At 43.4% G+C, this 24,036-nt stretch carries 21 protein-coding genes; 7 read left to right on the top strand and 14 right to left on the bottom strand.

From position 1 onward, the window contains the following. The first annotated feature begins 123 nt into the window (after positions 1–123). Entirely contained in the window at positions 124–1,149 is a 1,026-nt protein-coding gene (locus J5X92_RS12325; protein ID WP_208805867.1) for a LacI family DNA-binding transcriptional regulator, read from the top strand. A 118-nt stretch (positions 1,150–1,267) separates the two neighbouring features. Here the strand turns inward: J5X92_RS12325 and J5X92_RS12320 are convergent, their stop codons facing one another. Further along, positions 1,268–1,645, bottom strand: a complete 378-nt coding sequence (locus tag J5X92_RS12320) for a phosphate ABC transporter substrate-binding protein (RefSeq protein ID WP_208805884.1) — start codon at positions 1,643–1,645, stop codon at positions 1,268–1,270. Between the two features lie 581 nt (positions 1,646–2,226). Here J5X92_RS12320 and J5X92_RS21070 point away from each other — a divergent pair. Then, positions 2,227–2,478: a hypothetical protein gene (locus J5X92_RS21070; protein ID WP_013783613.1), complete on the top strand. Its 252-nt coding sequence runs from the start codon at positions 2,227–2,229 to the stop codon at positions 2,476–2,478. Positions 2,479–2,489: 11 nt separating this feature from the next. On the opposite strand, the gene J5X92_RS12315 is transcribed toward J5X92_RS21070, so the two are convergent. From J5X92_RS12315 to J5X92_RS21060, 5 genes are read right to left on the bottom strand one after another with little or no spacing between them, the layout of a single operon-like run. Continuing rightward, positions 2,490–3,530, bottom strand: coding sequence for an HlyD family secretion protein (locus J5X92_RS12315; RefSeq protein ID WP_013783614.1), 1,041 nt, complete (start codon positions 3,528–3,530; stop codon positions 2,490–2,492). A 25-nt stretch (positions 3,531–3,555) separates the two neighbouring features. Next, the gene (locus J5X92_RS12310) at positions 3,556–5,055 is read right to left on the bottom strand and encodes an MFS transporter (RefSeq protein WP_013783615.1); all 1,500 of its coding nucleotides are present in this window, start codon (positions 5,053–5,055) and stop codon (positions 3,556–3,558) included. After that, the gene (locus J5X92_RS21305; protein ID WP_250636033.1) at positions 5,048–5,431 is read right to left on the bottom strand and encodes a TolC family protein; all 384 of its coding nucleotides are present in this window, start codon (positions 5,429–5,431) and stop codon (positions 5,048–5,050) included. The genes J5X92_RS12310 and J5X92_RS21305 overlap by 8 nt, the downstream gene beginning before the upstream one ends. Next, a complete protein-coding gene (locus J5X92_RS21300; protein ID WP_250636034.1) occupies positions 5,392–5,673 on the bottom strand; it encodes a TolC family protein in 282 nt (93 codons plus the stop codon). The genes J5X92_RS21305 and J5X92_RS21300 overlap by 40 nt, the downstream gene beginning before the upstream one ends. Beyond that, positions 5,619–6,479, bottom strand: coding sequence for a TolC family protein (locus J5X92_RS21060; RefSeq protein ID WP_244360705.1), 861 nt, complete (start codon positions 6,477–6,479; stop codon positions 5,619–5,621). Before J5X92_RS21060 ends, J5X92_RS21300 begins: the two co-directional genes overlap by 55 nt. Positions 6,480–6,735: 256 nt before the next feature. Between J5X92_RS21060 and J5X92_RS12300 the strand changes: the two genes are divergently transcribed. Continuing rightward, positions 6,736–7,389 carry a TetR/AcrR family transcriptional regulator gene (locus J5X92_RS12300; RefSeq protein ID WP_126873024.1) on the top strand — a complete coding sequence of 218 codons (654 nt, stop codon included), beginning with the start codon at positions 6,736–6,738 and terminating at the stop codon, positions 7,387–7,389. Positions 7,390–7,477: 88 nt separating this feature from the next. Here the strand turns inward: J5X92_RS12300 and J5X92_RS12295 are convergent, their stop codons facing one another. Together J5X92_RS12295 and J5X92_RS12290 are read right to left on the bottom strand one after the other, a co-directional pair. Then, positions 7,478–7,720: a YdcH family protein gene (locus tag J5X92_RS12295; RefSeq protein ID WP_126873025.1), complete on the bottom strand. Its 243-nt coding sequence runs from the start codon at positions 7,718–7,720 to the stop codon at positions 7,478–7,480. Between the two features lie 45 nt (positions 7,721–7,765). Beyond that, the gene (locus J5X92_RS12290; RefSeq protein ID WP_208805866.1) at positions 7,766–8,611 is read right to left on the bottom strand and encodes an enoyl-CoA hydratase/isomerase family protein; all 846 of its coding nucleotides are present in this window, start codon (positions 8,609–8,611) and stop codon (positions 7,766–7,768) included. 389 nt (positions 8,612–9,000) lie between these two features. On the opposite strand from J5X92_RS12290, the gene J5X92_RS12285 reads away from it, so the two are divergent. The 4 genes from J5X92_RS12285 (at position 9,001) to J5X92_RS12270 (ending at position 17,708) form a co-directional block, all read left to right on the top strand. Then, positions 9,001–11,571, top strand: a complete 2,571-nt coding sequence (locus J5X92_RS12285) for a M1 family metallopeptidase (RefSeq protein WP_208805865.1) — start codon at positions 9,001–9,003, stop codon at positions 11,569–11,571. Positions 11,572–11,918: 347 nt separating this feature from the next. Beyond that, positions 11,919–15,932 carry an ExeM/NucH family extracellular endonuclease gene (locus tag J5X92_RS12280; RefSeq protein ID WP_208805864.1) on the top strand — a complete coding sequence of 1,338 codons (4,014 nt, stop codon included), beginning with the start codon at positions 11,919–11,921 and terminating at the stop codon, positions 15,930–15,932. A gap of 14 nt (positions 15,933–15,946) precedes the next feature. Beyond that, positions 15,947–16,540 carry a hypothetical protein gene (locus tag J5X92_RS12275; protein WP_208805863.1) on the top strand — a complete coding sequence of 198 codons (594 nt, stop codon included), beginning with the start codon at positions 15,947–15,949 and terminating at the stop codon, positions 16,538–16,540. A gap of 208 nt (positions 16,541–16,748) precedes the next feature. Further along, positions 16,749–17,708, top strand: a complete 960-nt coding sequence (locus J5X92_RS12270; protein WP_244360703.1) for a WYL domain-containing protein — start codon at positions 16,749–16,751, stop codon at positions 17,706–17,708. Between the two features lie 45 nt (positions 17,709–17,753). Here J5X92_RS12270 and J5X92_RS12265 read toward each other — a convergent pair whose 3' ends face one another. From J5X92_RS12265 to J5X92_RS12240, 6 genes are all read right to left on the bottom strand, one after another. Then, entirely contained in the window at positions 17,754–19,889 is a 2,136-nt protein-coding gene (locus tag J5X92_RS12265; RefSeq protein ID WP_208805862.1) for a response regulator, read from the bottom strand. Between the two features lie 230 nt (positions 19,890–20,119). Further along, positions 20,120–20,707, bottom strand: coding sequence for an urea carboxylase-associated family protein (locus J5X92_RS12260; RefSeq protein WP_208805861.1), 588 nt, complete (start codon positions 20,705–20,707; stop codon positions 20,120–20,122). A 37-nt stretch (positions 20,708–20,744) separates the two neighbouring features. Next, a complete protein-coding gene (gene gntA, locus J5X92_RS12255) occupies positions 20,745–21,410 on the bottom strand; it encodes a guanitoxin biosynthesis heme-dependent pre-guanitoxin N-hydroxylase GntA (protein ID WP_208805860.1) in 666 nt (221 codons plus the stop codon). Positions 21,411–21,441: 31 nt separating this feature from the next. Then, entirely contained in the window at positions 21,442–22,344 is a 903-nt protein-coding gene (locus tag J5X92_RS12250) for a galactosyltransferase-related protein (protein WP_208805859.1), read from the bottom strand. A gap of 270 nt (positions 22,345–22,614) precedes the next feature. After that, positions 22,615–23,010, bottom strand: coding sequence for a hypothetical protein (locus J5X92_RS12245; RefSeq protein WP_208805858.1), 396 nt, complete (start codon positions 23,008–23,010; stop codon positions 22,615–22,617). Further along, the gene (locus J5X92_RS12240; protein ID WP_208805857.1) at positions 23,010–24,014 is read right to left on the bottom strand and encodes a YHYH protein; all 1,005 of its coding nucleotides are present in this window, start codon (positions 24,012–24,014) and stop codon (positions 23,010–23,012) included. Before J5X92_RS12240 ends, J5X92_RS12245 begins: the two co-directional genes overlap by 1 nt. Positions 24,015–24,036: the final 22 nt, after the last annotated feature.

Here is a 24,036-nt window from a genome sequence, read left to right as displayed (position 1 = left end):
TTTGGATGAGGACATAAAACGTTTTAGTAAAACGTTTTAGTTGACTAAAGCTAGCATACAAATGCATAATGTCAACAAGTTGTTAACAATGGTGCGATAAGCTACAGGTTTTTCGCAGAAGCTATGCAAAAAGTGAAATTGGCGGATGTGGCGCGCTTAGCCAAAGTGTCGAACAGTACGGTATCTCAGTACATTAATGGGCGTTTCGACTATATGTCGAAGGAGACCGAACTTCGAGTTCGGGCGGCTATTAAAGAATTAAATTATACGCCTAACCGCTTTGCTCAAGGCTTAAAAACTACCAAGACCAAGACAATAGGGGTGATTGTTCGGGATATTACCGGTTTTGATACCAGCCGAACCATTCGCGGTGTGGACGACTTCTGTAAAAAAGAGAATTATAACGCACTCATCTACAACACGGATTTTGATCCCGAGGTAGAAGCCAAATCGTTAGAGGCGTTATTTCAGTTGCAAGTAGACGGAATAATTATCGCCTCATCAGGTAAAAACAATGGCCTTATTGAAGAGTATATTCATAAGGGCTTGCCTATAGTACACGTGCAATTAGAACATGACGGCAGCGAGAAGAACCTTGTTTTATCTGATTACCGCAAAGCCGCTTTTGATGCGACAGACTATTTAATCAAATTAGGGCATGAACGAATTTGCTTTGTGACGCAGGAATACCAGAACGTTAAATCGAGGAATGAGCGTTATTTAGGTTACACCGATGCACTCGAAAAGCATGGTATTCAATACAATGAAGCGTTAGTGCAGTACTGGCAACGAGAAACAGGGTTTGAACACTCGCCAAAGGCAATTCTTCAATCAGATGCTGCGCCTACGGCGTTTTTTACTCAGCATCTCGCTATTACTACCGAACTTTTAGCGCACTTAAACCAAGAAGGGGTAAGTGTGCCTGACGATGTTTCTTTGTTAGGTTTTGATGATATTCCCATGACGGAGTTTTTTAAAGTACCGGTTGCGGTAGTAAAGCAAGAGCCTTACATTATCGGAAAGGAAGCTGCCCAGCTTCTTCTTGAATTGATAGAAGATAAAGACAGGCATTCACAAAAAATTATGATTTCTTGTTCAGTAACGCAAAGAGAATCTTGCGCTAGCCCGAAGAAAAAAAGGGGGCAGTAAACGCGAGAGGAATAGGTGAATTTTGCTGTGGGGCGTAGGGTTTACTTGATACTTAATGGCAAATAAAAAAGCGCTTTCAATATGATTAAAAGCGCTCTTGTTGCAAAATTTTATCTAGTTAGAAGCTACCAACTACGGTGACAGTGTCATTCGCTAAACTTTCATCCACAAAGCCAATAGTGTTTGGGTTATCAGCAACAAGTTGCAGCATTTCTTCTTGTGTAGATACCTCTTCAGGAGGCGTTCCTTGGCCAGTAAAAACTAATTTAGACCAAAATGCAGAATATTGGCTTTCTGACTTTCCTAATACGCCCGTGTTGAAGGCACCACGAACATCATTACCTTGCTCAAATGTCAAAGGAAGTGCTTTGCTACCGTCAGGAAATGCTTTCATTTTGCCAAGGTAGATTCTTTTCACCGCATCGGCGTCAATACCCGAATTATTTTTTGCACTAACGATAATTACGTTTGCTGCACTTACAGGAAGTGCACACATTAAACTAAGTAATAGGACCGCTTTCGCTTTCATTTTCATTATTCCTTAAAATACTAAATCTAAAGATACTGCTATTGCAGGGGGGCGATTGCTCTATCGTAAGGCGTTAGTCGATAGCGCCGTTGCGTCTGTGTCGTCGAATCCAGCTTGTATCCTGCTAGGCGCGATAATTACGTATTAATTCTTCGAACTTAGAATAGTATAAGTTCAGTATATTAGCAGTGAAAGTTTATGCAAAATGTTAAATCCTCCATACTGAACGTTAATGTGCCTACTTTTACCTTTTACCTTTAAAAAATAAACAAAGATGCAGACTTCCACTACGGCATACCCAGAATAAATACCTAAAACCGAATACCTCACATAATTACCTGAGTGTTATTATGGAGATATGAGCCTTAATACCATAATAGGTGAAGTTTTCGGGAACTTCCATTAATGACAAGCTAAGCGTGTGTCCAAGAAGTTTATGGATTGGTGTATTATCAATAATTAGCGCATGTGGAAAGGATAATTGTTGTTGCCACAGTTGTTTAAATTTAGCATCGCCAGGAACGAGTTGATTCATAAAATGGGCAGATATGGCTAAACCAAACAAAAAGGGGCCAGTTCGAACAGTGCAAATAGCCTGCGCGAAATGTAAAACCCCAATTTTTAAATACCGTAAAGGTGGTAAAGGAGCATTAGTAAAGTGTTTTAAGGAGCGTATTGTTGAAAACTATACCACCACACCTTGCCAATGCCCGGGCTGTGAGCAGCCCTTTGCTCGAGAAACTCTCGTGCGGGGCGCTCCTGCTTATAAAATAATTGGCGGAAAAGTGACTATGAAATAGTAAAACTCTCGTTATTTGCCAACGCTAGTTTCTATGGTTGGCACTACCGACATGCCCACCCGTAAATCTTCAATATGTTCTTGTGCCCCGTCTAAACCAATGCGTATGGGGAGGCGCTGAACAATCTTTGTGAAATTCCCTGTCGCATTGTGTGGGGCAACTGCAGAGTAACTGACATTACTTGCTGGTCCTAAACTGGCTACCTTACCCTTTAGGGTGATACCCGGTAAGGCATCGACTTCAACGTTTACAGTTTGGCCCGCTTTAATATGTGCCAATTGCGTTTCTCGGTAGTTTGCCGTGATATATAAAGTATTACTAGGGACGACTACCATCAAAGGTTCCCCTGTATTTATGAACTCACCAACCCGCGCTAGTTTCTTCCCAATGATACCGTCTATAGGGGCATAAACCTTTGTGTAGGACAGTTTAAGCGTTTGAGTGTCAAGATCTGCTTCGGCGAGTTCAAGCGCTGCTCGGGCCGCGTCCAAACTTGCTTCAAGTACCTGGGTTTGCTGCTGTGTAAAGGTTAATTCTGCTTTACTTTTCGCTACGTTAGCCTGAGCAATAGTAAGTTGAGCATCCGCTTGTTGTAGTGCTTGCTTACTACCTGAACCATCTTGAGCGAGGTTGCTGAAACGAGTTTGATTCGCTTTTGCTAAGGCCAGCGCGGCTTTACTCGCTTCATATGTTGCCTCTGCTTGTTCAATCTTTGTGTGTTGTTGAGATAATTTCGCTTTAATACTCGCGAGGTTCGCATTAGCACTATGGGCTTTCGCTTTGCTAGCGGCAACGGCTAGCTTAACATCATCATCTTCAATTAAAACCATTAGGTCACCTTGTTTGACCTGCTGATTTTCCTCGACTAAAACGGCTTTAACCGTCCCTGATAACTTTGCACCCACCGAACTGAAGTCGGCTTCTATATAAGCGTCGTTTGTGGTTTGGAAGGTGCTGTTAGATTCTGGTTCATTTAAATAAACTACAGTGCCTACTGCTAAGACGACAAGTACGCTAGCGATAGTCAATTTGATAGGGCGGGGTAATGCCATAATTTGTTATCCTTGCTAAAAATGATTAATTGGTTACAGGTGAGCTGGGCGCTGGCACGTGAGTCATACTGAGCACTATGGGGATCAGCAGGCATGCAAGCACACCAAATAGACGGTAAATATCGGCTATTGATAGCGTAAGCGATTGCTGAGCGAAAATGTGTGACAACTCTGCAGGGTTCAGTATGGGTAAATATGAACTTGATGTTGACGCGTGCCCGATAAGCGTATCTGTATGCAAACTGCCGCGCTGCGTCAAAAGGTGGCCTACTAATGCGCCGCCTAACAATGTTCCTAATACCCGCAACGTATTGATAATACCTGAGAAGTAAGGGCCTTCGTGTGGTTGAACCACGCTTGTCATCAGAAACAGCATAGACACCACCGCCATAGGTTGCCCAATGGCTTGCAAAATTTGCGTTACTAAAAATTGATCACGGTTCCAGCTGCTGGTAATACCGGCACCTATGAAACACGCGATACCAATAGTTAATAAACCTATTGCGAACACAACACGCGCATCAACCCACTTTTTATATAGCAGTATGGCTACCACAGAACCCAACACTAGCTGAGGCAGGGCGATGATCAGTGCAAGTTGAGACGATTGGAGTACTCGATAATCTTGTACTGCAGTTAAAAAGTTCATGGGTAGTACCGTCGCTGACATGAACACAATTAATAATAGGGTAAAGATGAGCGATCCTAATCCTAAATTTCTGCGTCCGAGTAGTCGCAAACTTATAAAAGGAGTAGGGTGGTACCACTCGGTAATAAGATAAAGAGTGAGCAATGCGCCCCCATTTATTAATGCTAGGGTGATTAAGGTGGAATTGAACCAGTCTAAACGTTCCCCTTGTGTAAGAGCGATAGTTAGCAGCGCCATGCCAATTACACCTAAGCCCATGCCTAGCCAATTCCCTTCTTTAAATCGCCCATACTTGGTAGCTTCCTTCGGAGCCCCCCAACGTACCAACGCAATAGCCACAAAACACAGCGGGATAACTTGCCAATATATAAGGCGCCAATTGTTTACCTCATCAGTCCATTGTCCGGTTAACCAAATAGCAATATTAGGCGAAAATGTCGCTGTCATGGCGTATAGCGCTAGCCCATGCAAACGTATATGCAGCGGCAATGCTTTTAACGCCATCATCATCAATAGTGGAACAAGAGCCCCACTGGCTACGCCTTGAACGAACCTGAGCGCGATAACCAGTGATAAGTCATTGACGAAGGGCAAGGTAAGCGCAATCGATGCGATAATTAACACCATGTAGGTGTGAAAACGACGAACCGAAAAGGTAATGGCAAACCATGTCGCAAAGGGGGTAATGAGTATTTCCCCGGCTAAATAGCTGGTAGTTATCCATGAGCTACCATCTACACCAAAGCCGAGCGCGCCACGCACATCCACTAGCCCCAAGGTGCCAACTCTGTTGTTAAGACCAGCCATCATCGCACTGATAAATATACCCAGTAACGCTGCGAGAATTTTGGTGGGTGGTAAAGCTGGTTTACTCATCGCTCACCTCTACTGCGTTCCAGCCACCGCCCAACGATTTATATAAAGACACCAAGCTTAAGCTTGTGCTGGTCACACTTTCACTAAGTGCAAGTTGGCTATCGAGTAAATTGCGCTGTGCGGTTAGTACATCAAGATAGTTTCCCGCACCTTGTTCAAAACGGCGTTCTGCAAAGTGAAGCGCCTGTTGATAGCCATGATAGGCTTTTTCAAGGGCGTCATGATGGCTTCGCATTGACGCTAATCCATCGAGGGCATTGTCTACTTCGTGCCACGCATTTAATACGGTTTTTCGGTAGGCGATAGCCGCACTTTTTTGCGCTTCCTCAGTTAGCTTTAAGCGTTGTTCGAGCTTCCCACCCTGAAAAATAGGCAAGTAAATGGCAGGGCCCACACTAAAAAACTGGCATCCCATGTGGCTAAGTCGCCACTTTCAAATGACTCGAACCCCGTGCGGCCAACTAAGGTAATGCGCGGATAGAAGTTAGCTTGTGCTACCCCAATATCAGCAGTGGCCTTATGAAGCTTAGCTTGGGCAGAGAGCACATCAGGGCGTTGTTGCGCTAACTCACTGGGTATGCCAATGGGAATGGTATTAGGTAGCGAAGGTTGGGGCATGGCATAATAAGCAGTGCATCGAGTGCGTGCGGCGATTCGCCAAGCAAGATAGCAATACTGTTCATTTGCGCTTCCACCGTGGCTAGCTGAGCCTCTGCCATCGACATATCATAGCGCGTAGCAAAACCATTGTTAGCTTGGTTACCAACCAGTATTAGTTTATGCGCTGCAATAGCTTTATTGTGTTGCACGATCTGTAATTGGCTTTGCGTACCTCTAAGTTGTAGATATTGGTGGGCAACTTCGGCCATCAAGCTAACCTTAAAGGCTTCTCGGTCTAGAAGTGTTGCCTCTAACTCAGCCATAGCACCTTCTTCGGCACGCTTGATATGACCCCACAAGTCGATTTCCCAGCTTGCATCGAAGCCTGTTTGCCAGTAGTTGTTTCCACTGTCTTTAGCGCCAAGCGCTGCAAATTTACTATTGTCACTAATATCTTCACGGGTGTAATCACCAAAAAAAGATACTTGGGGGAGTTTATTGGCCTTGGTTATTCCTAAGCGTGCTCGGCTTTGCTCAATGCGACTCGCGGTAAGTTGTAAATCCAGATTGGCGTGTTCAGCTCGCTCGACAAGTTCAGTCAGAATAGGGTCATTAAATTGCGACCACCATGAAGAGGAAATCATGGTATTAGAGACATTATATTGCTGAACGTAGTCTCTATTATTCTCTATATCCGTTATTGAATAAGCTTCTTCAGGAATAGTAAAGTTTGGACCTACTGTGCAACCAGCAAGAAGCGCAATGCCTACAGAAAGAGTCAGACTTTTAATCCTAGGGGCTGTTTTGAAGTAGTGGGTGCGCATAACAATAGAATCTCTTGGTTATTACAAATCATAAAATCGAACCGAACTTATCGGTACAGTTTGAGGTCGTAAGAAAATCGACTCACTAGTTAATAGTGAATCGATTTTCAGGTAATTCGTGGTCTTTTAAACCTAGTGTTATTAATTCTCAGATAAATTCTTGGGAAGAGAATAATATTGAACTGTACCGCTCAGTTCGGCACTATAAAGTTGAATTGAAGATTTGTCAATAACGTTTAGGGTTGGGTAGTGCACAATGACGATAGCAAATGAACAAGAAAACGTAGCACAAGCGCTTGGTAAGACACTAGGGGCAAAGGCCCTCACGGTTTTACAAGCGGCAAGAAAGGTATTTTTAGCCCATGGATTTTCTAATGCTACCACTGACATGATTCAGCGAGAAGCGGGAGTATCTAAGTCTACGGTTTACGCGCATTTTGCCAACAAAGAAACCCTTTTCAGTGCGGTTGTACAGACCGAATGCTTTTCCACCTCGACTAGTATGCGTACCATTCGATATAAACCCGGACAGTTACGCGACGTGTTACACGAGGTGGCTAACGTGTACTTGAATGTTGTTCTATCTAAATCAGGGGCAGCATTAGCGCGTATGGTAATTGCAGAGGTAGAGCGTTTTCCGAATTTAGGTAAGATTTTCTATGAATCTGGCCCGCGAGCGAGCATTAAGGTTGTCGCAAATATTATGGGTTCAGCGAATGAAGCAGGGGATCTTGAGCTCGGGTCATTAACGAGTGAAGAAGCAGCAAGGATATTTATTGGTTCAGTGAGAAGTGAGTTACAACTCTATTATTTAACTCACCCAGATGATATGCCTACAAAGGCTCAAAAAGATCAGTGGATCACGTTTATTGTCGATACCTTTACGCGAGCTTACGGAAAGGCCGCTTAGTGTAGAACGAAGATTCATACCTCCTGTTGTACTTAGTAATACGTGCAACAGGGGGCGTATGATTTTACCTATTGAATCTGCTGATTATTTACATTGCCGCTTGTAACTTGCTGTACAGCGTATCTTTGAGTACTGCGCGGTCATGCTTCATTTGATGCAGAGTTTCGTCGCTGGTTGGCCCGCCTTTTAGCTCCAGCTTGCGGATTTCTTCATCTAACCCGTTGTATTGTTTAGTCTCGCTGGCAAACGTACTGTCGCTTTCTACAAGTTTTTCAATAACGGCTTTGTATTCTGGAAAGTCAGATTGTAACGAGTGGTTTTCACCTAACATAATGTGCTCCTAAATTTTTTGTTCACTAAAATGTTTCAAGTAGTGTTAGTTAATATCTTGTACGGCAACAACGAGATCATTCCAATTGCGTTGATTTTCCATATCGTATTCCATTCCTTTAATGTCTGCTTCGTTAAATCGTTTAACGGCAGGGGTTTTACTGGTTGCTTGATATAGCCAGTAAGCTTCTGCACGTAACGCTTCATCTATAGGTTTATCGATAGATTCATATACGGCTTGTTTGCAGGCATTAATCGATTCTGCGGGAAACAGCGCAATGCGTTTGGTAAGGGCATCTACATATGGGCCTATTTCATCAGGCTCCAGCGCTTTATTAATGGTGCCGTAAGCTTCGGCTTCATCGGCGCTAAAATCACGGGCACTTAAAATTATTTCTAGAGCACGGCCAAGGCCTGTTTGACGAGCCATCCGAGATGCGCCACCACCACAAGGCAGTATTCCCATGCCTACTTCCATTTGCATAAACTTGTATTTGCCACGAGCGGCGAAACGCATATCGCAAGCTAGAGCAAATTCATGACCACCACCTCGGGCAAACCCTTCTAATTTCGCGATTGTGGCCTGTGGCAATTTACTAATACGCTCTAAGACCACTTGAAGGTCGAGCAATTTTACATCGCCGCGAGCTACCGCTTCGGTTGACATATCTTTTAGAAGGTTAGTGTCATAGTGACAAACCCAAATTTCCGGATTAGCTGATTGGAATACTACAACCTTGACGGTGCGATCGCGCTCTAGGCGCATAGCAAGACCCATTAGGTCTTCTAGCATTTCTTGGCCCTGAACATTAACGGGGCCGAAATCGAAAGTGACGGTAAGTATTGCACCGTCTTGCTTTGCGGTAAACGTGGTATAGCCGTTATACGCCATGATAGTTTCCTCTGATTGCTTTAATTGTTAATTCATTTTTTAGTTGTGGTTAACTTGCCAATAAGAGATTAACAGCGATGGACGCGCTTAATAATCGGTAAACCTGTGGATACAGTTTATGCATTTTATTGAAGATAGGAGTTGGCGTAAGCGGTGAATTACCGCTACATCTTGAAGTTATGAGAAAGGAATAGGAGGCGAAATACGTGTATAACACGCTGAATGCACTAACTATTAGGCTAGACATTTCTCGTAACAATTTCTAAAAAAATTTGCGACTAGTCAGGTTGCGCGCCTCGATAAACCTGATTATGCCCCCCCGCGATTATACATGGGGCAATGCTCCGGCTTCAGGAACTCAGTTCCCTCTCTACATGGAATTATAATATATGAGACGAATCATAACGTTGTTTAGTTGTGTTTTGGCGCTGTTAACGACTCAAGTGTTAGCAAAAGACGTTGAATACCGCTTACCATCTTCCGTAACGCCAACCTTTCAAGACATTCATTTAAACCTAGATCCCGACGCACCACATTACTCTGGCTCTACTCGTATAAACGTCACAGTTAATACGGTGACCAAAAAAGTAGGCTTTTATCAGCAAGATCTTACGATCACTCATGCCGAGCTTATTCAAAACGAGCGCGTAATAGCACTTAATGTTGAAGAAGGCGAGTACAACATTAATTGGGGTATGGCTGATGCTGACATTGCACCAGGCAAATACACCCTCGTAATCGACTTCGAAGGCAAGGTGAATACCTCATCTGATGGTATGTATTTATCTCGTTTTGAAGAAACAAACTACCTATTTACGCAGTTTGAAGATATGCATGCACGTAAAGCATTTCCTAGCTTCGACGAACCTGCATTTAAAATAGCGTACCAAATGACAATCACAGCGCCTGAAAAACAAGTGGTGGTATCGAATACGCCGGTTGAGAGCCGCGATGTTAGCGAAGGCATGCAAACGGTTAAGTTTGAAAAAACCAAACCTATGCCAACCTACTTAATTGCTTATACCGTAGGGCCGTTCGATAGCGCAGAGTTAGAAGGCTTGTCGGTACCTGGTAAAATCTACGTGCCTAAAGGCTATGCAGATAAAACAAAATTTGTGGTGAAACATACCCCTGAAATTTTAGCCACGCTAGAAGACTTTTTCGATATTAAATACCCTTACAAAAAACTCGATTTTGTTGCAGTGCCTAACTTTACGCACGGTGCGATGGAAAACGTAGGGCTAATTACTTATCGCGACAGCTTATTATTATTAGAAGATGAGCCTGGTTTAACAGAACGTAAAGGCCCGCTTAATGTTATTGCACATGAATTGGCACACCAATGGTTTGGTAACTTAGTTACCATGGCATGGTGGGACGATTTATGGCTAAACGAAGCGTTTGCCTCGTGGGCTGCCAGCTACACCATGATGGAGCTTTACCCAGAACTTAATTTTGCCGATCGTATCGTGCAAGAATCTGCGTTCGGTGCCGATGCTAGCCCTACCGTTAAACCGGTGAAAAAAGTGGTTCGTACCCAGCCTGATGTAATGGATGGCTTGGGGCTTAACTACTCAAAAGGCGAGTCTATTTTGCAAATGATAGAGTCGTTAATTGGTACTGAGAAGTTCCGTGAAGGTGTACGTAACTATATGAACACCCATGCATGGGGCAATACGGTTGCTGACGACTTATGGGCTGCTCTTGATGGTGTATCAGACATTAATTTAAGTGCCATGATGAAAGCCTATTTAGAACAGCCTGCTTACCCACTTATTTCTATAGACGATAACGGCACTATTACGCAGGAACGTTTTCATTACGCAGGCGCAACCGTAGAAGCACAAACTTGGGCTGTTCCACTTAAACTTACTTACAAAGTAAATGGCAAGATAAAGCAAGAAGTGGTGTTTATCGATAAAGCCAAAACCACATTGCCTCAACTTGCTGAAGCTGACTGGGTTTTCCCTAACGACAACGCAACAGGCTATTTCCGCTGGGCAATTACAAGTAAGCAACTTGCTAACTTACTTAGCGATTTAAATGTGCTTAATAACCGCGAAAAGAAAAATGTGTTGTATAACATGCAAGCATTACTTAACGCGGGCAAGGTAAGTATTGATAGCATAATGCCAGTATTAACCGCATTGGCGAAAGACAACGACCCTGTTGTTAAACGTGCCGCGGTAGGCGTTTTGGGTGAGTTTGACTACTTAATTAACGACGACAATAGAGCGAACTATGCTGCGTTGTTGAACCAAGAGTACTTACCTTTATTAAATGAGCTTACCCTTGAGCAAACTAGTGGCGAAGCGGAGAGTGTTATTAGCCTACGTAATCAGCTTTATAGCCTGCTCGGAAACAGAGCAAACAACGAAGCACTGATTAAAAAGAGTGAATTGATAGCCAAGCAATATATTAAAGATAGCAGTGCAGTTCCTGCGGGTATTGCTGACACCGCGATAGGTATCACCACGAAGTATACTGAAGATGATCTCTACGATACGTTGGTGGCCGCATTCAAAGAAGCGCAACTACCCAATGTTAAACGTACCTTGCTTTATTCCATGCGCTACACTGATGAAGCCACGGCAAACAAAATGCTAGATTTAGCATTAACCGATGATATTACGCCAGCCAACACGCTTTACATGTTGGTAAGAGTATCGCGTAATTTAGAGCTCAAAACTGCCTTGTATAAATGGTTAGACAAGAACCTTGATGCCTTGATTGCAAAGATGCCTGATTACCATGTATCTCGTATGCCTGAGTTTGTATCTACTACCTGTAGTGCCGAAAACTTAGATATGGCTAAAGCGTTTTACACGCCAATCAAAGATAAGCATGAAGGTATGGCGCGTAGTTTCGACATTATGTTGGATGAGTCGAACCAATGCTTGCGCTTAAAAGCGACATATCAAGAAGACTTTAATAAATTCTTAGCCAAATATGGAAACTAAACATAAGAATTAATTAATATCTTTATAAATCAACAGTATTACTGTGATTAATCGTAAGAGGCTGCCATTCGGCAGCCTCTTTTTTATTTTCGACCTCAAATTGTCATATAAGAGGGCGGTAAGCTTCAGTTTTATTACGACCTAAGTATTTGCACAAAATTTACACAGTTAGTTTTACCTGTACCAAAGTACACTTGAGTTAAACAAAAAATAAACTTATTTAAACGGCGTAAGTTTATGATTTTAATGTTTAAATAAAAATATGATATTATTTTGCACAAGTTCTTGCTGTGTATACGCAAGTATATAATTTTATACGTTCCTAAAAAAAAGTGGACGATAACAACATGGCGGAACTGGGTAGGCAAGGGCGAGCGAAGTTGAGTAAGTCAGCTTTGTGCGTGAAATTAATATTGGGTAGTGTGTTAACGCTGCCACTTTCTTTTAACGCTTTATCAGATGTAATTTGGGAAGAAAACTTCGACGCAGCCACATTAGATGGCAAAGGAGCGGTTGGAGGAGATACTATTACTATTGATATGGATGGCGTATCACGCTGGAGTATTGATGTAACAGACGCTGATTTAAGTGCGGTTTCTGACTGGTTTAAAGTCGATGGCGGCCAACTAAGTGCTCGCGACGTAGATGGCGATGCCGTGTGGGTGTCTGAGGTTATTGTCGTAAATGGCTTAACTGACTTGCAGCTTGATGTCGAAGTATCAGAAAGTGGTACGCAAGAAGACATAGATTATGTTGATGTGATGTACTCAGTTGATGGTGGAGAGTTTGTCTTAGTCACCAATGCACTGGGAACAGATATTCACACTCTTATAGATGACTACACTAGTGTAACCGTTAATTCTGCTATTCCTGATGCAAGCACGGTTCAAATAAAACTAGCTATGAAGAACAATGCTGGGACAGAATCCCACTTTGTAAACAGCGTTGTTTTATCAGGTTCAACTGGCTCTGAAGGAGAGGATGAAGGCGGCGATGATGGCGAAACATCTGACGACACGCTTCGTACCTTAACCGAAAGTTGCTTTAACTGCCCTGATTTAACCGCGGTTAAATTGCCCAGCGACTATGTTGAAGCGGATTATTATGCGCAGCTTGATACAGCAATAACGAATAATGAAAGCGCTGAAACACTTAAAGCGCTGGCTCAAAATATTATCTCACTCGATCACCATCAGCTTTCTTATTCAGAAGCATGGACAGCCCTAACTGACACCGATCAAGACCCTGCCAACCCAGACAATGTCGTGTTGTTCTACATGGGAACATCGTTAGCTAAATTCAGTAACGGTAGTGGCACGCAAAGCAGCAATCAGGACAATTGGAATAGAGAGCACGTTTGGGCGAACAGCCATGGTTTCTCTAGTAGCAGCTTAGCCGCATATTCAGATATTCATCACCTTCGCCCAACCGATATATCGGTAAACGGTTCTCGCGGCAATCTAGATTTTGATTTCAGTGATGGTGCACTACCTGAAGCGCCAGCAAACAGCATTGATAGTGACTCTTTTGAACCTCGTGATTCAGTAAAGGGTGATGTAGCACGCGCTATGTTTTACATGGACGTACGGTACGATGGCAGTGATAGCAGCGAGTCGGAAGCAGACTTGGTATTGGTTGACCGTTTAACCAGCACTGACGAAGCCGCCCAAGGCAAACTGTGTGTTCTTTTACAATGGCATGAAAGCGACCCTGTTGATGAATTCGAACTTGAAAGAAACAGCAAAGTTTTCGAATTCCAAGGTAACCGTAACCCCTTTATCGACAAGCCTGAGCTTGCTTCACTAATATTCAATGCAAGTTGTGATGGTACAGACGCTGGCGATTCAGATGGCGGTGATACGGGAGAAGATTCTGGTGACTCAGTTGATGATGGCACTGACGGAAGTACAGGTTCAGGCCACGCCGTTTTCATTTCTGAATACATTGAAGGCAGCAGCTTTAACAAAGCGGTAGAAATTTACAATGGTTCAACTGAGGCAGTAGATTTAAGTAACTATAAGCTTAAATTACTTTCAAATGGCGCTACCAGCGTAGGTGACGAAAAAGTATTGGAACTTAGCGGCACGTTAGCCTCTGGTGCCGTGGCTACCTTTAGTCATGCTAGCGCTGAAGATGCGCTGACTACAGGCTCGACGTTGAGTAGCTTTGTAATGAACTTCAACGGTGACGATTACATCGAGCTAAGTTACGGTGATGTCACCATTGATGCTGTTGGTACGTTTGGCGTAAAAACCAACTGGGGTAAAGATGTAACCCTAGTGCGTAAAGCTTCAATTACTGAAGGTAATGCAACACGTAACGCTGCTTTTGACCCAGACAGTGAGTGGGATAGCTACAGCCAAAACACTTACGATTATTTTGGTTCGCACAATGGCAGTGTGGTCGACCCTACAGATCCAACCGACCCAACTGATCCGACAGACCCTGTCGACCCAGTAGATCCGGTAGACCCAACAGTCGAGTTGGTGCTTATCAGTGAACTGCAGGACGAAGGTGATGCTTCACCACTTGCTGATACTACCGTAATCATTGAAGCGGTAGTGACCAAAGTAGCGGAAGACTTGTCTGGTTTCTTTGTTCAAGAAGAAGCGGCTGATTCAGATGGCAACGACGCAACCTCTGAAGGTGTGTTTGTATATGCTACTTCCCTAGAGACTTTCCCAATGGTTGGCGACTTGGTTCGCATGCAAGGTGACGTGGTTGAATACAACGACTTAACCGAGTTTGTATTATCAGGCGACGTTGAAGTGTTAGGCGCAGGTGGAAGTATTCTCTACACAGAACTTAGTATGCCATTTAGTACAGATACCAACCTTGAAGCCTATGAAGGTATGCAAATTACCTTTACCCAATCGTTGCTGGTCAATGACGTATATAACTTAGGTCGTTACGGACAGTTTAACGTGGGCTCTGAGCGCGTGATGATCCCGACTAACCAATATCCTGCGGGCACAGCCGAAGCGATAGCGTTAGCAGAACAAAATGCCCTCAATACATTGTTGGTAGATGATGCTTCAAATAGCCAAAACCTAGATGGTATTCCATTCCCTGTGGGCGGGCTAACGCATGCTAACCCTCTACGTTTGGGCGATACAGTTGAAAACCTCACAGGTGTAATGCATTACTCGTTCAGCGAGTATCAATTGCTACCGGTAATGGACTTAGAATTAGTTCGCACCAATGCACGTACGGCTTACCCGTTAATCGGCTTAACCGGCGATGTAAAAGTGGCTAGCTTTAACGTACTTAACTATTTCGATGGACCAGACTTCCCAACCTCTCGCGGCGCTACCAATGAATTCGAATTGGTTCGCCAAGAAGCGAAAATCGTTGCAGCGCTAGCAGCAATGGATGCAGATGTTGTGGGTCTTGTAGAAGTTGAAAATGATGGTCATGGTGAAGACTCTGCTATTGCAACATTAACCGCAGCGGTTAATGCTGAAATGGGCGGTGATGTGTATAGCTATGTGTCAATCAGTGAAGCATTAGGTACCGACGAAATTGCAGTAGGCATGATTTACAAGCCTGCAGTAGTCACACCATTTGGTAACGCTGTTACATCGTCTGAGTCACCGTTTGACTATGGTAACCGTCAGCCGCTTCTTCAATCATTTACAGTGAACGCCAACGGTGAAGCATTCACCCTTGCCGTAAACCACTTTAAATCGAAAGGAAGTTGTTCAAGTGCTACCGGTGATAATGCCGATTCAGGTGATGGACAGGGCTGTTGGAACGCATTGCGTACCGATGCAGCTAATGGCTTGGTTGCCATTGTAGAAAACAATAGCGATACCTTATCTGACCGCTTACTCATTATGGGTGACTTAAACGCGTATGCAGCAGAAGAGCCTATTTTGGCCCTTGAAAGTGCTGGCTATACCAACTTAGTTAACACCTTTGGTGGCGATTCGGCATACTCATACACATTTGGCGGCGAACTAGGTTACCTAGACCACGCATTATCTAGCCCAAGCTTAACTGAATATGTGGTTGATGCGACGGTATGGCACATTAACGCAGATGAGCCTCGTGTGTTTGATTACAATGAAGAGTATAAAACTGACGCGCAAATCACGGATTATTACGGCGCTGATGCATACCGCTCTTCAGATCACGACCCAGTATTAGTAGTACTTAACTTCCCAGATGCGGTACAACCTGGCGATTTTGATGGCGACAACGACGTAGATTATAACGACATTATGGCGTTCTACGGCTTGTTCTTATCAGGTGGTGCGAGCGATTTACAGTATGATTTTAATAATGATGGCATGGTTAATTTCTTTGACCTAAATGCCTTGATGGCCATGTGTACTCGCGCTGGTTGTGCAGTAGAATAAGTAGGAATTAAAGAATGAAAAAATTTATTATTGGTTTATTTGCATTAGTTGGTTTTAGTGCGCAAGCAGCGGTTATTAACATTAGTACCGATCAGGCATCTTATAACGTGGGTGATACTGTTACGGCTACGGTTAATTTAGATGTGAACGCTCTACTAGCGATTGGTGGAACACTACCTCTGGTATCATTTGATAATACGTTTATCTATGATTCAACAAGCTTGACGTATTCAGATGGCTCTGTAACCTTTGGCGATAGCTCGGGATTTACTTTCTTAGATGGTTTGTTCTCAACTGTTCCTGGAATGATCTCTGTATCGTCAACGGGTTTGCTCCCGTTTTCATGGATGTTAGAGATGTTAGGGACTCAGCAATTACTAGCAGGGACCTTAGAGCTGTACACGTTGAATTTTTCAGCATTAAGTGCTGTGAACGACTCACTGTTTGATGTAAGTGGCAGTGTTCTCAACTCCAATGGCCAGCAGTTGCAGGCGACTACGTCATCCGCTCAAATTTCAATTACAGAAGTTCCAGCGCCAAGTACTGGTGTTCTAGCATTACTTGCTTGCTTCGGTATGGCGGTATCGCGGGTTAAGGCTCGTCGCTAATCGAGATATCGTAGCAATGTAACTCAACACGCTTATTACTAAGCATGTTAATAAAAACCCAGCATCTGCTGGGTTTTTTATATTTGATACTCGCTAAATCAGTTAAGGTTTCTTGTGAAGACAATAACAAAAAATACGAAAAAATTTCTATTTACAGTGCGCTCAAAATGAACCACACTGGTTAAAAGTACAGTTAAATGGAAATGATATGTCTGCCACCCAAATGCTAGGTAATGAAGGGCGAGAATTCGGCCTTAGGGATGCTTCACCTTCAGAAAACGCAAGTCTTGATACCGTCAGCTTTGCTCAGCGCCAGCGGTTGGCTTATATCGATTTTTGTTTGTTGTTTAAAGGGGCGATTTATCGCCAAGATCTTATAGGTCGTTTCGAAGTGGGCTTGTCCGCAGGCTCTCGAGATTTCAGCCTATACAAAGTGTTAGCCCCAAATAACCTTACGTATGACGCCAGAGAAAAGCGTTATTTTCAAACCGATTCGTTCGTGCCTTTGTTCGAGCACGACCCTCGAAGAACCTTGGTGAAGTTAGCGAACGATATTTCTGATGGCTTCGATGCCATCGGTGATATTCATTTTCCTGTAGAAAGTGCGTCGTCGTTAAATATCCCCGATATTTATGTAGTGGCGAAACTAGTGCAAGCTATTGTTAATAACAAAGCAGTGAGTGTTATTTATACGTCGCTTTCAAGTGGTTCGGGCGCGCGAGAATTGGTGCCCCATAGCATTGTAGATAATGGCCAGCGTTGGCACGTGCGTGCGTTTGATAGAAAAACCGGAAGCTTCAGAGATTTCGTGCTAACCCGTATTAGTAAAGTTACCCTAAAGGCCAACCCTGCATTAAGCGAACAGAGCCTAGCCGATGAAGCATGGCAGCGAAAAATAGCCTTAGAAGTAGTGCCGCACCCGAAAAATATAAACCATCCTACTGCCATTGAGCTCGATTATGGTATGGAAGAAGGAGTACTTCACCTTGAAGTACGGGCCGCTATGGCAGGGTATCTACTGCGCCGGTGGAATGTAGATTGTACTAAACATGCCAGTCTGCGTACGGGTGAATACCAACTGTGGTTGCGAAATCAGGAAACGCTGGAAAATACCGATAATCTTGCCATTGCACCAGGGTATATTGGCGAGGAAAAACGCTACGAGTAAAAGATTTTTCTCTAACGGCAGGTATGTCGGTCGCTTCAAGGTGCGTTACCACTTTTGCGTAAATTGCTTAATACTAGAGAGCAGCAGGTCTTTATCTAATGGCTTGGTAAGAAAGTCATTCATGCCTGCATTTAAACATTCTTCTTTATCTTCAGGGAATGCATTGGCAGTAAGTGCTGCGATAGGCGTGTTTATCTTTAATTCGTTTCGAATAATGCTAGCGGCCATAATACCGTCCATTACGGGCATGTTGCAGTCCATCAATATGAAGTCGAACAAGTGCTTGGCACAGGCTGCAACGGCTTGCTCACCATCTTTCACATGCACAATTTTAAAACCTTCGCCTTCAAGCATTGCTTTTACAATTTCGGCGTTAATATCATTATCTTCTGCAATAAGAATGCGCAACCTAGGCGCTGCTTTATGGGGGAAGCCGGTTGGCTTGCTGGCTCGGGACACTAGGCTTTGTAAATCGAGCTCTAAGTCTTTGCGGATGATCGGCTTTGCATGTGAGCGCCAAATAACGTCTTTCACGGCCTCTTCACAATCTAATCGTTCAAGTTCTGCTGAAATCAAAATGATTTTTGGAAATGGCGAGATATCTGTTTTTACTAATTCTCGCAACAAATCAACGCCGCTCATCTCTGGCATCGCTAAATCGAGAATAATAACATCGTAATTATTGGGCGTATCTTCCAGAAAGTCCTTTGCGCTTGAGTACGACGTTGGAATAAGCGACATTGCGGCAACCACGTGTTCTAGATATTCTCGGCTTGTAAGCAAGTCGTCCACAATAGCGCAGCGCAATATGGCGTCAGTTTTAACCTCGATGGCGGGCAGAGACTCTTCAACCACCGGAAGGGTTAGCGTAAATTCACTACCGGCGCCTAAGGTTGAGGTGGCTAAAATATTACCGTCCATTAATTGTGCTAATTCTTTAGCGATACTCAGCCCTAGCCCAGTGCCTCCATAATGGCGGGTGGTTGACTGGTCTGCTTGCTCAAATTTTTGAAAGATAGTCGACAATTTATCAGAATCAATACCAATACCGGTATCTTTAACCGAAAACAGCAAGGTATTGCCACTCTCCGTGAGAGCTTGGCTGACCGATAAGGTTACGCTACCTGACTCGGTGAACTTAATGGCGTTACTCAATAGGTTATGTAAGATTTGTGCAATACGGGTGATGTCACCTTGAATAATGGGCGCTAGCGTTTGCTGTTTATTGTAATGAAAATCTAAGCCTTTGTTCTGGCAATAAATACGCTGTATAGATACCACCTCATCAAGCAGTTGAAGCAAGTCGACAGGGCCTTTTTCAACCACAATTTTCCCCGCTTCAATTTTTGATAAATCGAGAATGTCGTTAATAAGGGTAAGCAATTGTCGCCCAGCGGTTTTGGCCTTTCGTAAGTAATTTTCACTCTTGCTTGGGTTATCCATCGCAAGTTCAATCATGCCAAACAGCCCATTCATTGGCGTGCGTAATTCGTGACTCATACTCGATAGAAACTCGGACTTAGCTCTATTGGCTTCCTGCGCCTTTAGCGCTTCTGTTTCTGCTTTTTCAGAGGCTTCATATAGATGCTGTATTGTCTTTTTTATTTTTCTATCCATGGGCGCGAAAATGAAAAAAGCTTCAACCCCTAGTAGGAATATAGTGGCAAGCCACAAATAGAACTCAAGAGACGAGACCGCATCAACATGACTTTTCGCCTCTAGCTCGAACATATAAACCACACTATTAAGTTGCTCTAGCAGCCTGGTGGCTTGTTCTATAGTAATAACAATTGAAGAAGAACATTGGGGTGATTTCACAAGTACCCTTGCTTGTGCAATATATTGATTAACCTTTGCATCAAGCTGGCTAGTACCGAAATACATATTAGAGATAGAGTCTGGTAAAGAAGGCAAAGAGATAAGTTTTTGATGATTACTTGAAAAGGTCTTGATGGCCGCTTCAAGGATGTCGGTAGACGATGCGCTGTCTTCACCACAGGCACTTATTTTTTGTACGAGAAGGGCAATGCGTTGAGAGAGCATTCGCTGCTGCCCCGCAATATTGATAATTTCTGCATCAAGACGCTGATTGTTCAGCATTGTTCGCATTGTAAATACAGATGCCGTGACAAGACAGGCAATGAGAAGCAGCGCTAGCGTGTACCGTATGCGAATGGACATAAAAATAATGTTTTTCTTAGAGTACCTAAAAGATAATTGATACCAAGCATTTACGCAATTTTCCTAAAGGACTAAATGCTAAGCTTTTTTAAATTTAGAAAAAGTTGATGAGAAGCGCACTATATTGAATGGTGGGAGCTATGTTGAAAATAGAGGGTAAAACGAATTTAAGGTGATGATAGGGCGAACTTGCTCTCAACGAGAGCAAGTTTAACGGTCTCAAATTTTGCTTATAAAGCGGGCAAAATTTCAAATTGAATTGGTTTATAGCGAAAGTTATTCGATTCGCCCGCAGAGCATGCAGTAAGACCTACAATCATGTCCATTTTTGCTTCAAAAATAGTGTAGTCACCGGCTTTACTCGTAGGCGGTAGCACGGCAATTTTTCCCTCGGGGCTTACATCCACGTTCATAAAGGTATTGAATGTAGTGCCAATATGATGTGCAGGAATATCGAACTCAGCGAATGCGGCCACTAAGTTGCCATGGCATCCAGGTACGGGTGTTTCACTGGGATAAAAGTGTTTGAAGGTATCCACACTGCAAGGGGTTAAAAGAAAATCGTGTTCTTCCACCGTATCTTCAATGATTTCAAACATCACCTGACTTTCGTTGGAGTAAAGCTTACATCCTGATTTAAAGTGGGTGCTTTCGTTATAATCTAGCGAACGGCCTGACGACATAAACTCATTTTTATCATGGGCGTTAAAAGCATATAAATCGGCAACTTGTTCCCCTTCAGGGTCAATAACTTTTAGCCGCTCACCTTTATTAATAGTGAATGCTGTGCCGCTTCTTGGTTGAATGGTTTGTCGCATTGCTGCCTCTTTATTTCTCTATTTGAATTAATGTAGATTAGTTTTGATTTGCATGGAAAGGACACTGCCAACGCTTAGGTTGCTGCTTTCCACTGTACTGATATGCTTCTGATTGCTCACCATGATTTTGCAACAAGGTATTTTTTGAACCACAGAAGGCTTCGTCTTGTTGACGAATGTGGTCTCTTAAATCCTCAAATTTGCCTTGTTTGCGAAGTAGTTCAAATTGCTCGTGAAGATTGAACACTAGCGAGGGGCGCTCAAAGCGTCTGCTTTTTCGCTTCGCACCGGGGTGGAGTCCAATGATAAAAAACGCTTTTCCGCCCAAACTAAAACTAAAGTTAGGGCTATGTGGATTTTCGTCTACTTGGTTATCCCAGTCGTGCATACAGGTGTCGATGTCATGAAGCCGCTGAAGCTTGCGCCACATCAATTTATCAAAAACAACCTCACTCAAAATTTCTGGTTGTTCAAACGTAAGTACCAACGAGGAATACATATCTTTATCAAGCTCAAAGCGATGAATGAAGTCGTAGATGTCCGTCAAGATGTCGGTGTCATTCGTGTCGCATCGAAAATTATCGTACTGCTTTACAGTGATTTTACCCTTGTTTAACGCAGTTTTGGCTCCCACACAGGGGTAATCGGCTTGGTTGATAAAAGCTGATACTTTTTGCTCTAGATCAGGTTTTAAAATCGACATACTCACTCCTTGAACAGTCTTCCCACGATTTTTAAGCCGATTGCTTAATCAACGCTGTATCGTGCTCTTGCGAAGACATTTCGTTTTCAGAAGGCGTTTTTTCGCGCTTTGGCAATTGCAGAACATGAATACCGGCGGTTTCAAAATCTTCATTAATATAACCGGCTTCTGCGTATGCATTTAGCACATCGATACAAGGGTTAACGCCCCATTTTGCGTGGTAACGCTCGGCGTTTCTGACAAAATCTAGAAGGTGATTAATAGGGCAGCGGTAATTGGGGCGCTCTGGCGCAAAAGTCTGCAATTCGATTTGGTTTAATGAAAAACCCAATGAACGGCAATTGGTAAAAAAGTCTTCGTCATTTAGTCCGAAGCCGTCGTAACCTTCATCGAAACCGCCGGTTTTCTTAAAATCTGTCTTGCTAATAAAAAACACTGTAGAACAAATGCTATCGTCACTAAACTTTCCATGATCATCTTCCTGTTGTCTTGACGGAATTTCGTTATTATCTTCGTCTGGTAATTCTTGGCTTTTAATATGGCATAAGGTGTCGTGGGGAAAGGTCCATTGTGACTCTGGAACGAATGTCACTTTGGTAAATACCACTGAACCTGGACACCATGCATTCAATCCTTTAGCGATGAAGTTTTTATCTACAATAGCATCAACATTTAGGTAAGCTAAAAGGTTGCTTTTGGCTTCTTGTAAGCCGCGATTGCGTGCTCTAGCAATCGGTAATGCTCCGTTAGCCACAAACTTATGCACGATATTAAACTTCTCACTTTTCGCTAATGAAAGCGTTGAAGGAGAACACATCCAAACGATGACAAGCTCATCGGGGAGTGGGTTACATGACTCAAGCTGCTCTATGAGCCTGCAGAGTTTTTCTGTACGACTTTTTACTATCGTGACAACGCTGACGGGTGAATGCATGTGAACCTCCTAATTTCCCTTTGGTGAGTGTTTGATAGCTTAACTACTGTCATTGTTATCAAACGTCGCATTAACTGTCTTATCTGTAATGCTTACTTGCAGGTAACTTAGCAATAATTAGACCTTAGTCTAATATATTGAAAAGTTTGGAGATTATTTATTTTTGTGTTGGGTGCCAGTGTTTAGGCTTGCAAAGAATTCACTTAGTGTGAATCTATTTCACAGTGTAAAAATGGGGCGAATGCCCCATTTTGGGAAAGGGTTTAATGATTACTGAGAGGGGGTGTTAGCTGCATTAACATTACTGGTTTTCACAGTGCCTAATTGGTCTTTAGTTACCTGGTCTGTAGTTACCTGGTCTGTTTTAACTTCAATCTCAATTTCATCTGGTACTGTTTGTAAATATTCGATGGGCTCACTTCGAACACACAAGGTCTTTAAATTAAAAACTTGGCAGCTTCCTTTATAACGCTGCGTGTTGGCTACAAGGTAACTGCATGCCTCGCCCTTAGTTTTTGTTTCGCAGGCTTCAAATGCTTCGTTGTGAATATGACCGCTGTGGGCCAAAACTGTCGTCGTGCATGCCATTGCTAGTAACGTTACCGATGAGAGTAAAGGTAATGTTCCGGGTAGTGACTTGAATGATTTTACACCTACAGACGTCATTAATTTACCTCTATACTGCCTTGTGCACCTTGATAGCAGCCTATAAACATGTTTTCCGCCGCACTTGCTGCATGATAATGGTAGCCTCTTGTATCGTCTTCATGGCCTCTACACTCATCAAGATCATAGTCTTCTTCTCCATTGGCATTTAACATGCCGTAGATGCCGAAGCCATCAAGGGCATATCCCATGAGATTGGCATGATCATCAATACTGGTTACCACTTCGCTACAGCCTAATGATGCGTGATAATGATAGCCTTCAGCGGGGTTCACGTGGCCACCACAATCGTCAAACGCTGCAATGGTGTTCGCGGCTAATATTTGAGAGACGGGGGCAGGGCCTGCTATCACTACACCGTTTAATGAAACGCCCAAGTCAGCACCAATAGATTCGGGGTTTGATAGAGGGACTGGCGTGACTGGAATTAAAATGGTTTGTTGCATACCACCGTCATAATAGCTAATTGAGCACTCTACACAGTGATTTTGATATTCTTCGGCTACGTTGGGACGGGCTGCCGCTTCACAGGCTACCTGAGTATCTGTAACGAAAATTTCGCCAGTATCTTCATCGTATAATTCCCAGTCATCGCCATAAAGGGTTTTTACGTCCACAAAAAATTGCCCTTCCAGCTGATATACCTCGCCACTTCCGTCAAACCATATACCGCCTTGGGTGGCATCGTCAGTAATAGTGGACGGGCAGAAAGGCCCTATGTCTGTATTTGCAGGAGCACCGTTGATAACAACCTTGTAGCAATCGGTGGTGGTTCCATCTGTAAGCGTACAAGAGGTAGTGGTAATCGTTTCGGCCAAACCCGCAGCTAGAAAGTAGTCAGGGTTTGCGCCAACAATACTATTGCTTGAGTCGCTATCGCTATCTGAGTCAGTAGACGTATCACTATCCTGTGTCGTGGAAGTGTTGTCGGAATTATCGCTATCAGAGCATGCTGATGCGCCCAGCAGCACGAGCATGAGTAGTGCGTAGAATGACGTCTTCATATGTGGCCTCAGAACTGTTTTT

Origin of the sequence: Alteromonas sp. K632G (assembly GCF_017653625.1) — a bacterium.
GTDB lineage: Bacteria > Pseudomonadota > Gammaproteobacteria > Enterobacterales > Alteromonadaceae > Alteromonas > Alteromonas naphthalenivorans.
Note: the sequence above shows the minus strand (reverse complement) of the source record. Positions and strands in the feature narration are given on the sequence as shown.

Coding starts and splice junctions, on each gene's coding strand:
- J5X92_RS12270 (WP_244360703.1), top strand. CDS start 16,749: ATGTCTGCCACCCAAATGCTAGGTAATGAAGGGCGAGAATTCGGCCTT.
- J5X92_RS12245 (WP_208805858.1), bottom strand. CDS start 23,010: ATGACGTCTGTAGGTGTAAAATCATTCAAGTCACTACCCGGAACATTA.
- gntA (WP_208805860.1), bottom strand. CDS start 21,410: ATGTCGATTTTAAAACCTGATCTAGAGCAAAAAGTATCAGCTTTTATC.
- J5X92_RS12265 (WP_208805862.1), bottom strand. CDS start 19,889: ATGTCCATTCGCATACGGTACACGCTAGCGCTGCTTCTCATTGCCTGT.
- J5X92_RS12250 (WP_208805859.1), bottom strand. CDS start 22,344: ATGCATTCACCCGTCAGCGTTGTCACGATAGTAAAAAGTCGTACAGAA.
- J5X92_RS12310 (WP_013783615.1), bottom strand. CDS start 5,055: ATGAGTAAACCAGCTTTACCACCCACCAAAATTCTCGCAGCGTTACTG.
- J5X92_RS12240 (WP_208805857.1), bottom strand. CDS start 24,014: ATGAAGACGTCATTCTACGCACTACTCATGCTCGTGCTGCTGGGCGCA.
- J5X92_RS12300 (WP_126873024.1), top strand. CDS start 6,736: ATGACGATAGCAAATGAACAAGAAAACGTAGCACAAGCGCTTGGTAAG.
- J5X92_RS12275 (WP_208805863.1), top strand. CDS start 15,947: ATGAAAAAATTTATTATTGGTTTATTTGCATTAGTTGGTTTTAGTGCG.
- J5X92_RS12315 (WP_013783614.1), bottom strand. CDS start 3,530: ATGGCATTACCCCGCCCTATCAAATTGACTATCGCTAGCGTACTTGTC.
- J5X92_RS12285 (WP_208805865.1), top strand. CDS start 9,001: ATGAGACGAATCATAACGTTGTTTAGTTGTGTTTTGGCGCTGTTAACG.
- J5X92_RS21060 (WP_244360705.1), bottom strand. CDS start 6,479: ATGCGCACCCACTACTTCAAAACAGCCCCTAGGATTAAAAGTCTGACT.
- J5X92_RS12290 (WP_208805866.1), bottom strand. CDS start 8,611: ATGGCGTATAACGGCTATACCACGTTTACCGCAAAGCAAGACGGTGCA.
- J5X92_RS21300 (WP_250636034.1), bottom strand. CDS start 5,673: ATGCCCCAACCTTCGCTACCTAATACCATTCCCATTGGCATACCCAGT.
- J5X92_RS12320 (WP_208805884.1), bottom strand. CDS start 1,645: ATGTGTGCACTTCCTGTAAGTGCAGCAAACGTAATTATCGTTAGTGCA.
- J5X92_RS12280 (WP_208805864.1), top strand. CDS start 11,919: ATGGCGGAACTGGGTAGGCAAGGGCGAGCGAAGTTGAGTAAGTCAGCT.
- J5X92_RS12260 (WP_208805861.1), bottom strand. CDS start 20,707: ATGCGACAAACCATTCAACCAAGAAGCGGCACAGCATTCACTATTAAT.
- J5X92_RS12295 (WP_126873025.1), bottom strand. CDS start 7,720: ATGTTAGGTGAAAACCACTCGTTACAATCTGACTTTCCAGAATACAAA.
- J5X92_RS12325 (WP_208805867.1), top strand. CDS start 124: ATGCAAAAAGTGAAATTGGCGGATGTGGCGCGCTTAGCCAAAGTGTCG.
- J5X92_RS21070 (WP_013783613.1), top strand. CDS start 2,227: ATGGCTAAACCAAACAAAAAGGGGCCAGTTCGAACAGTGCAAATAGCC.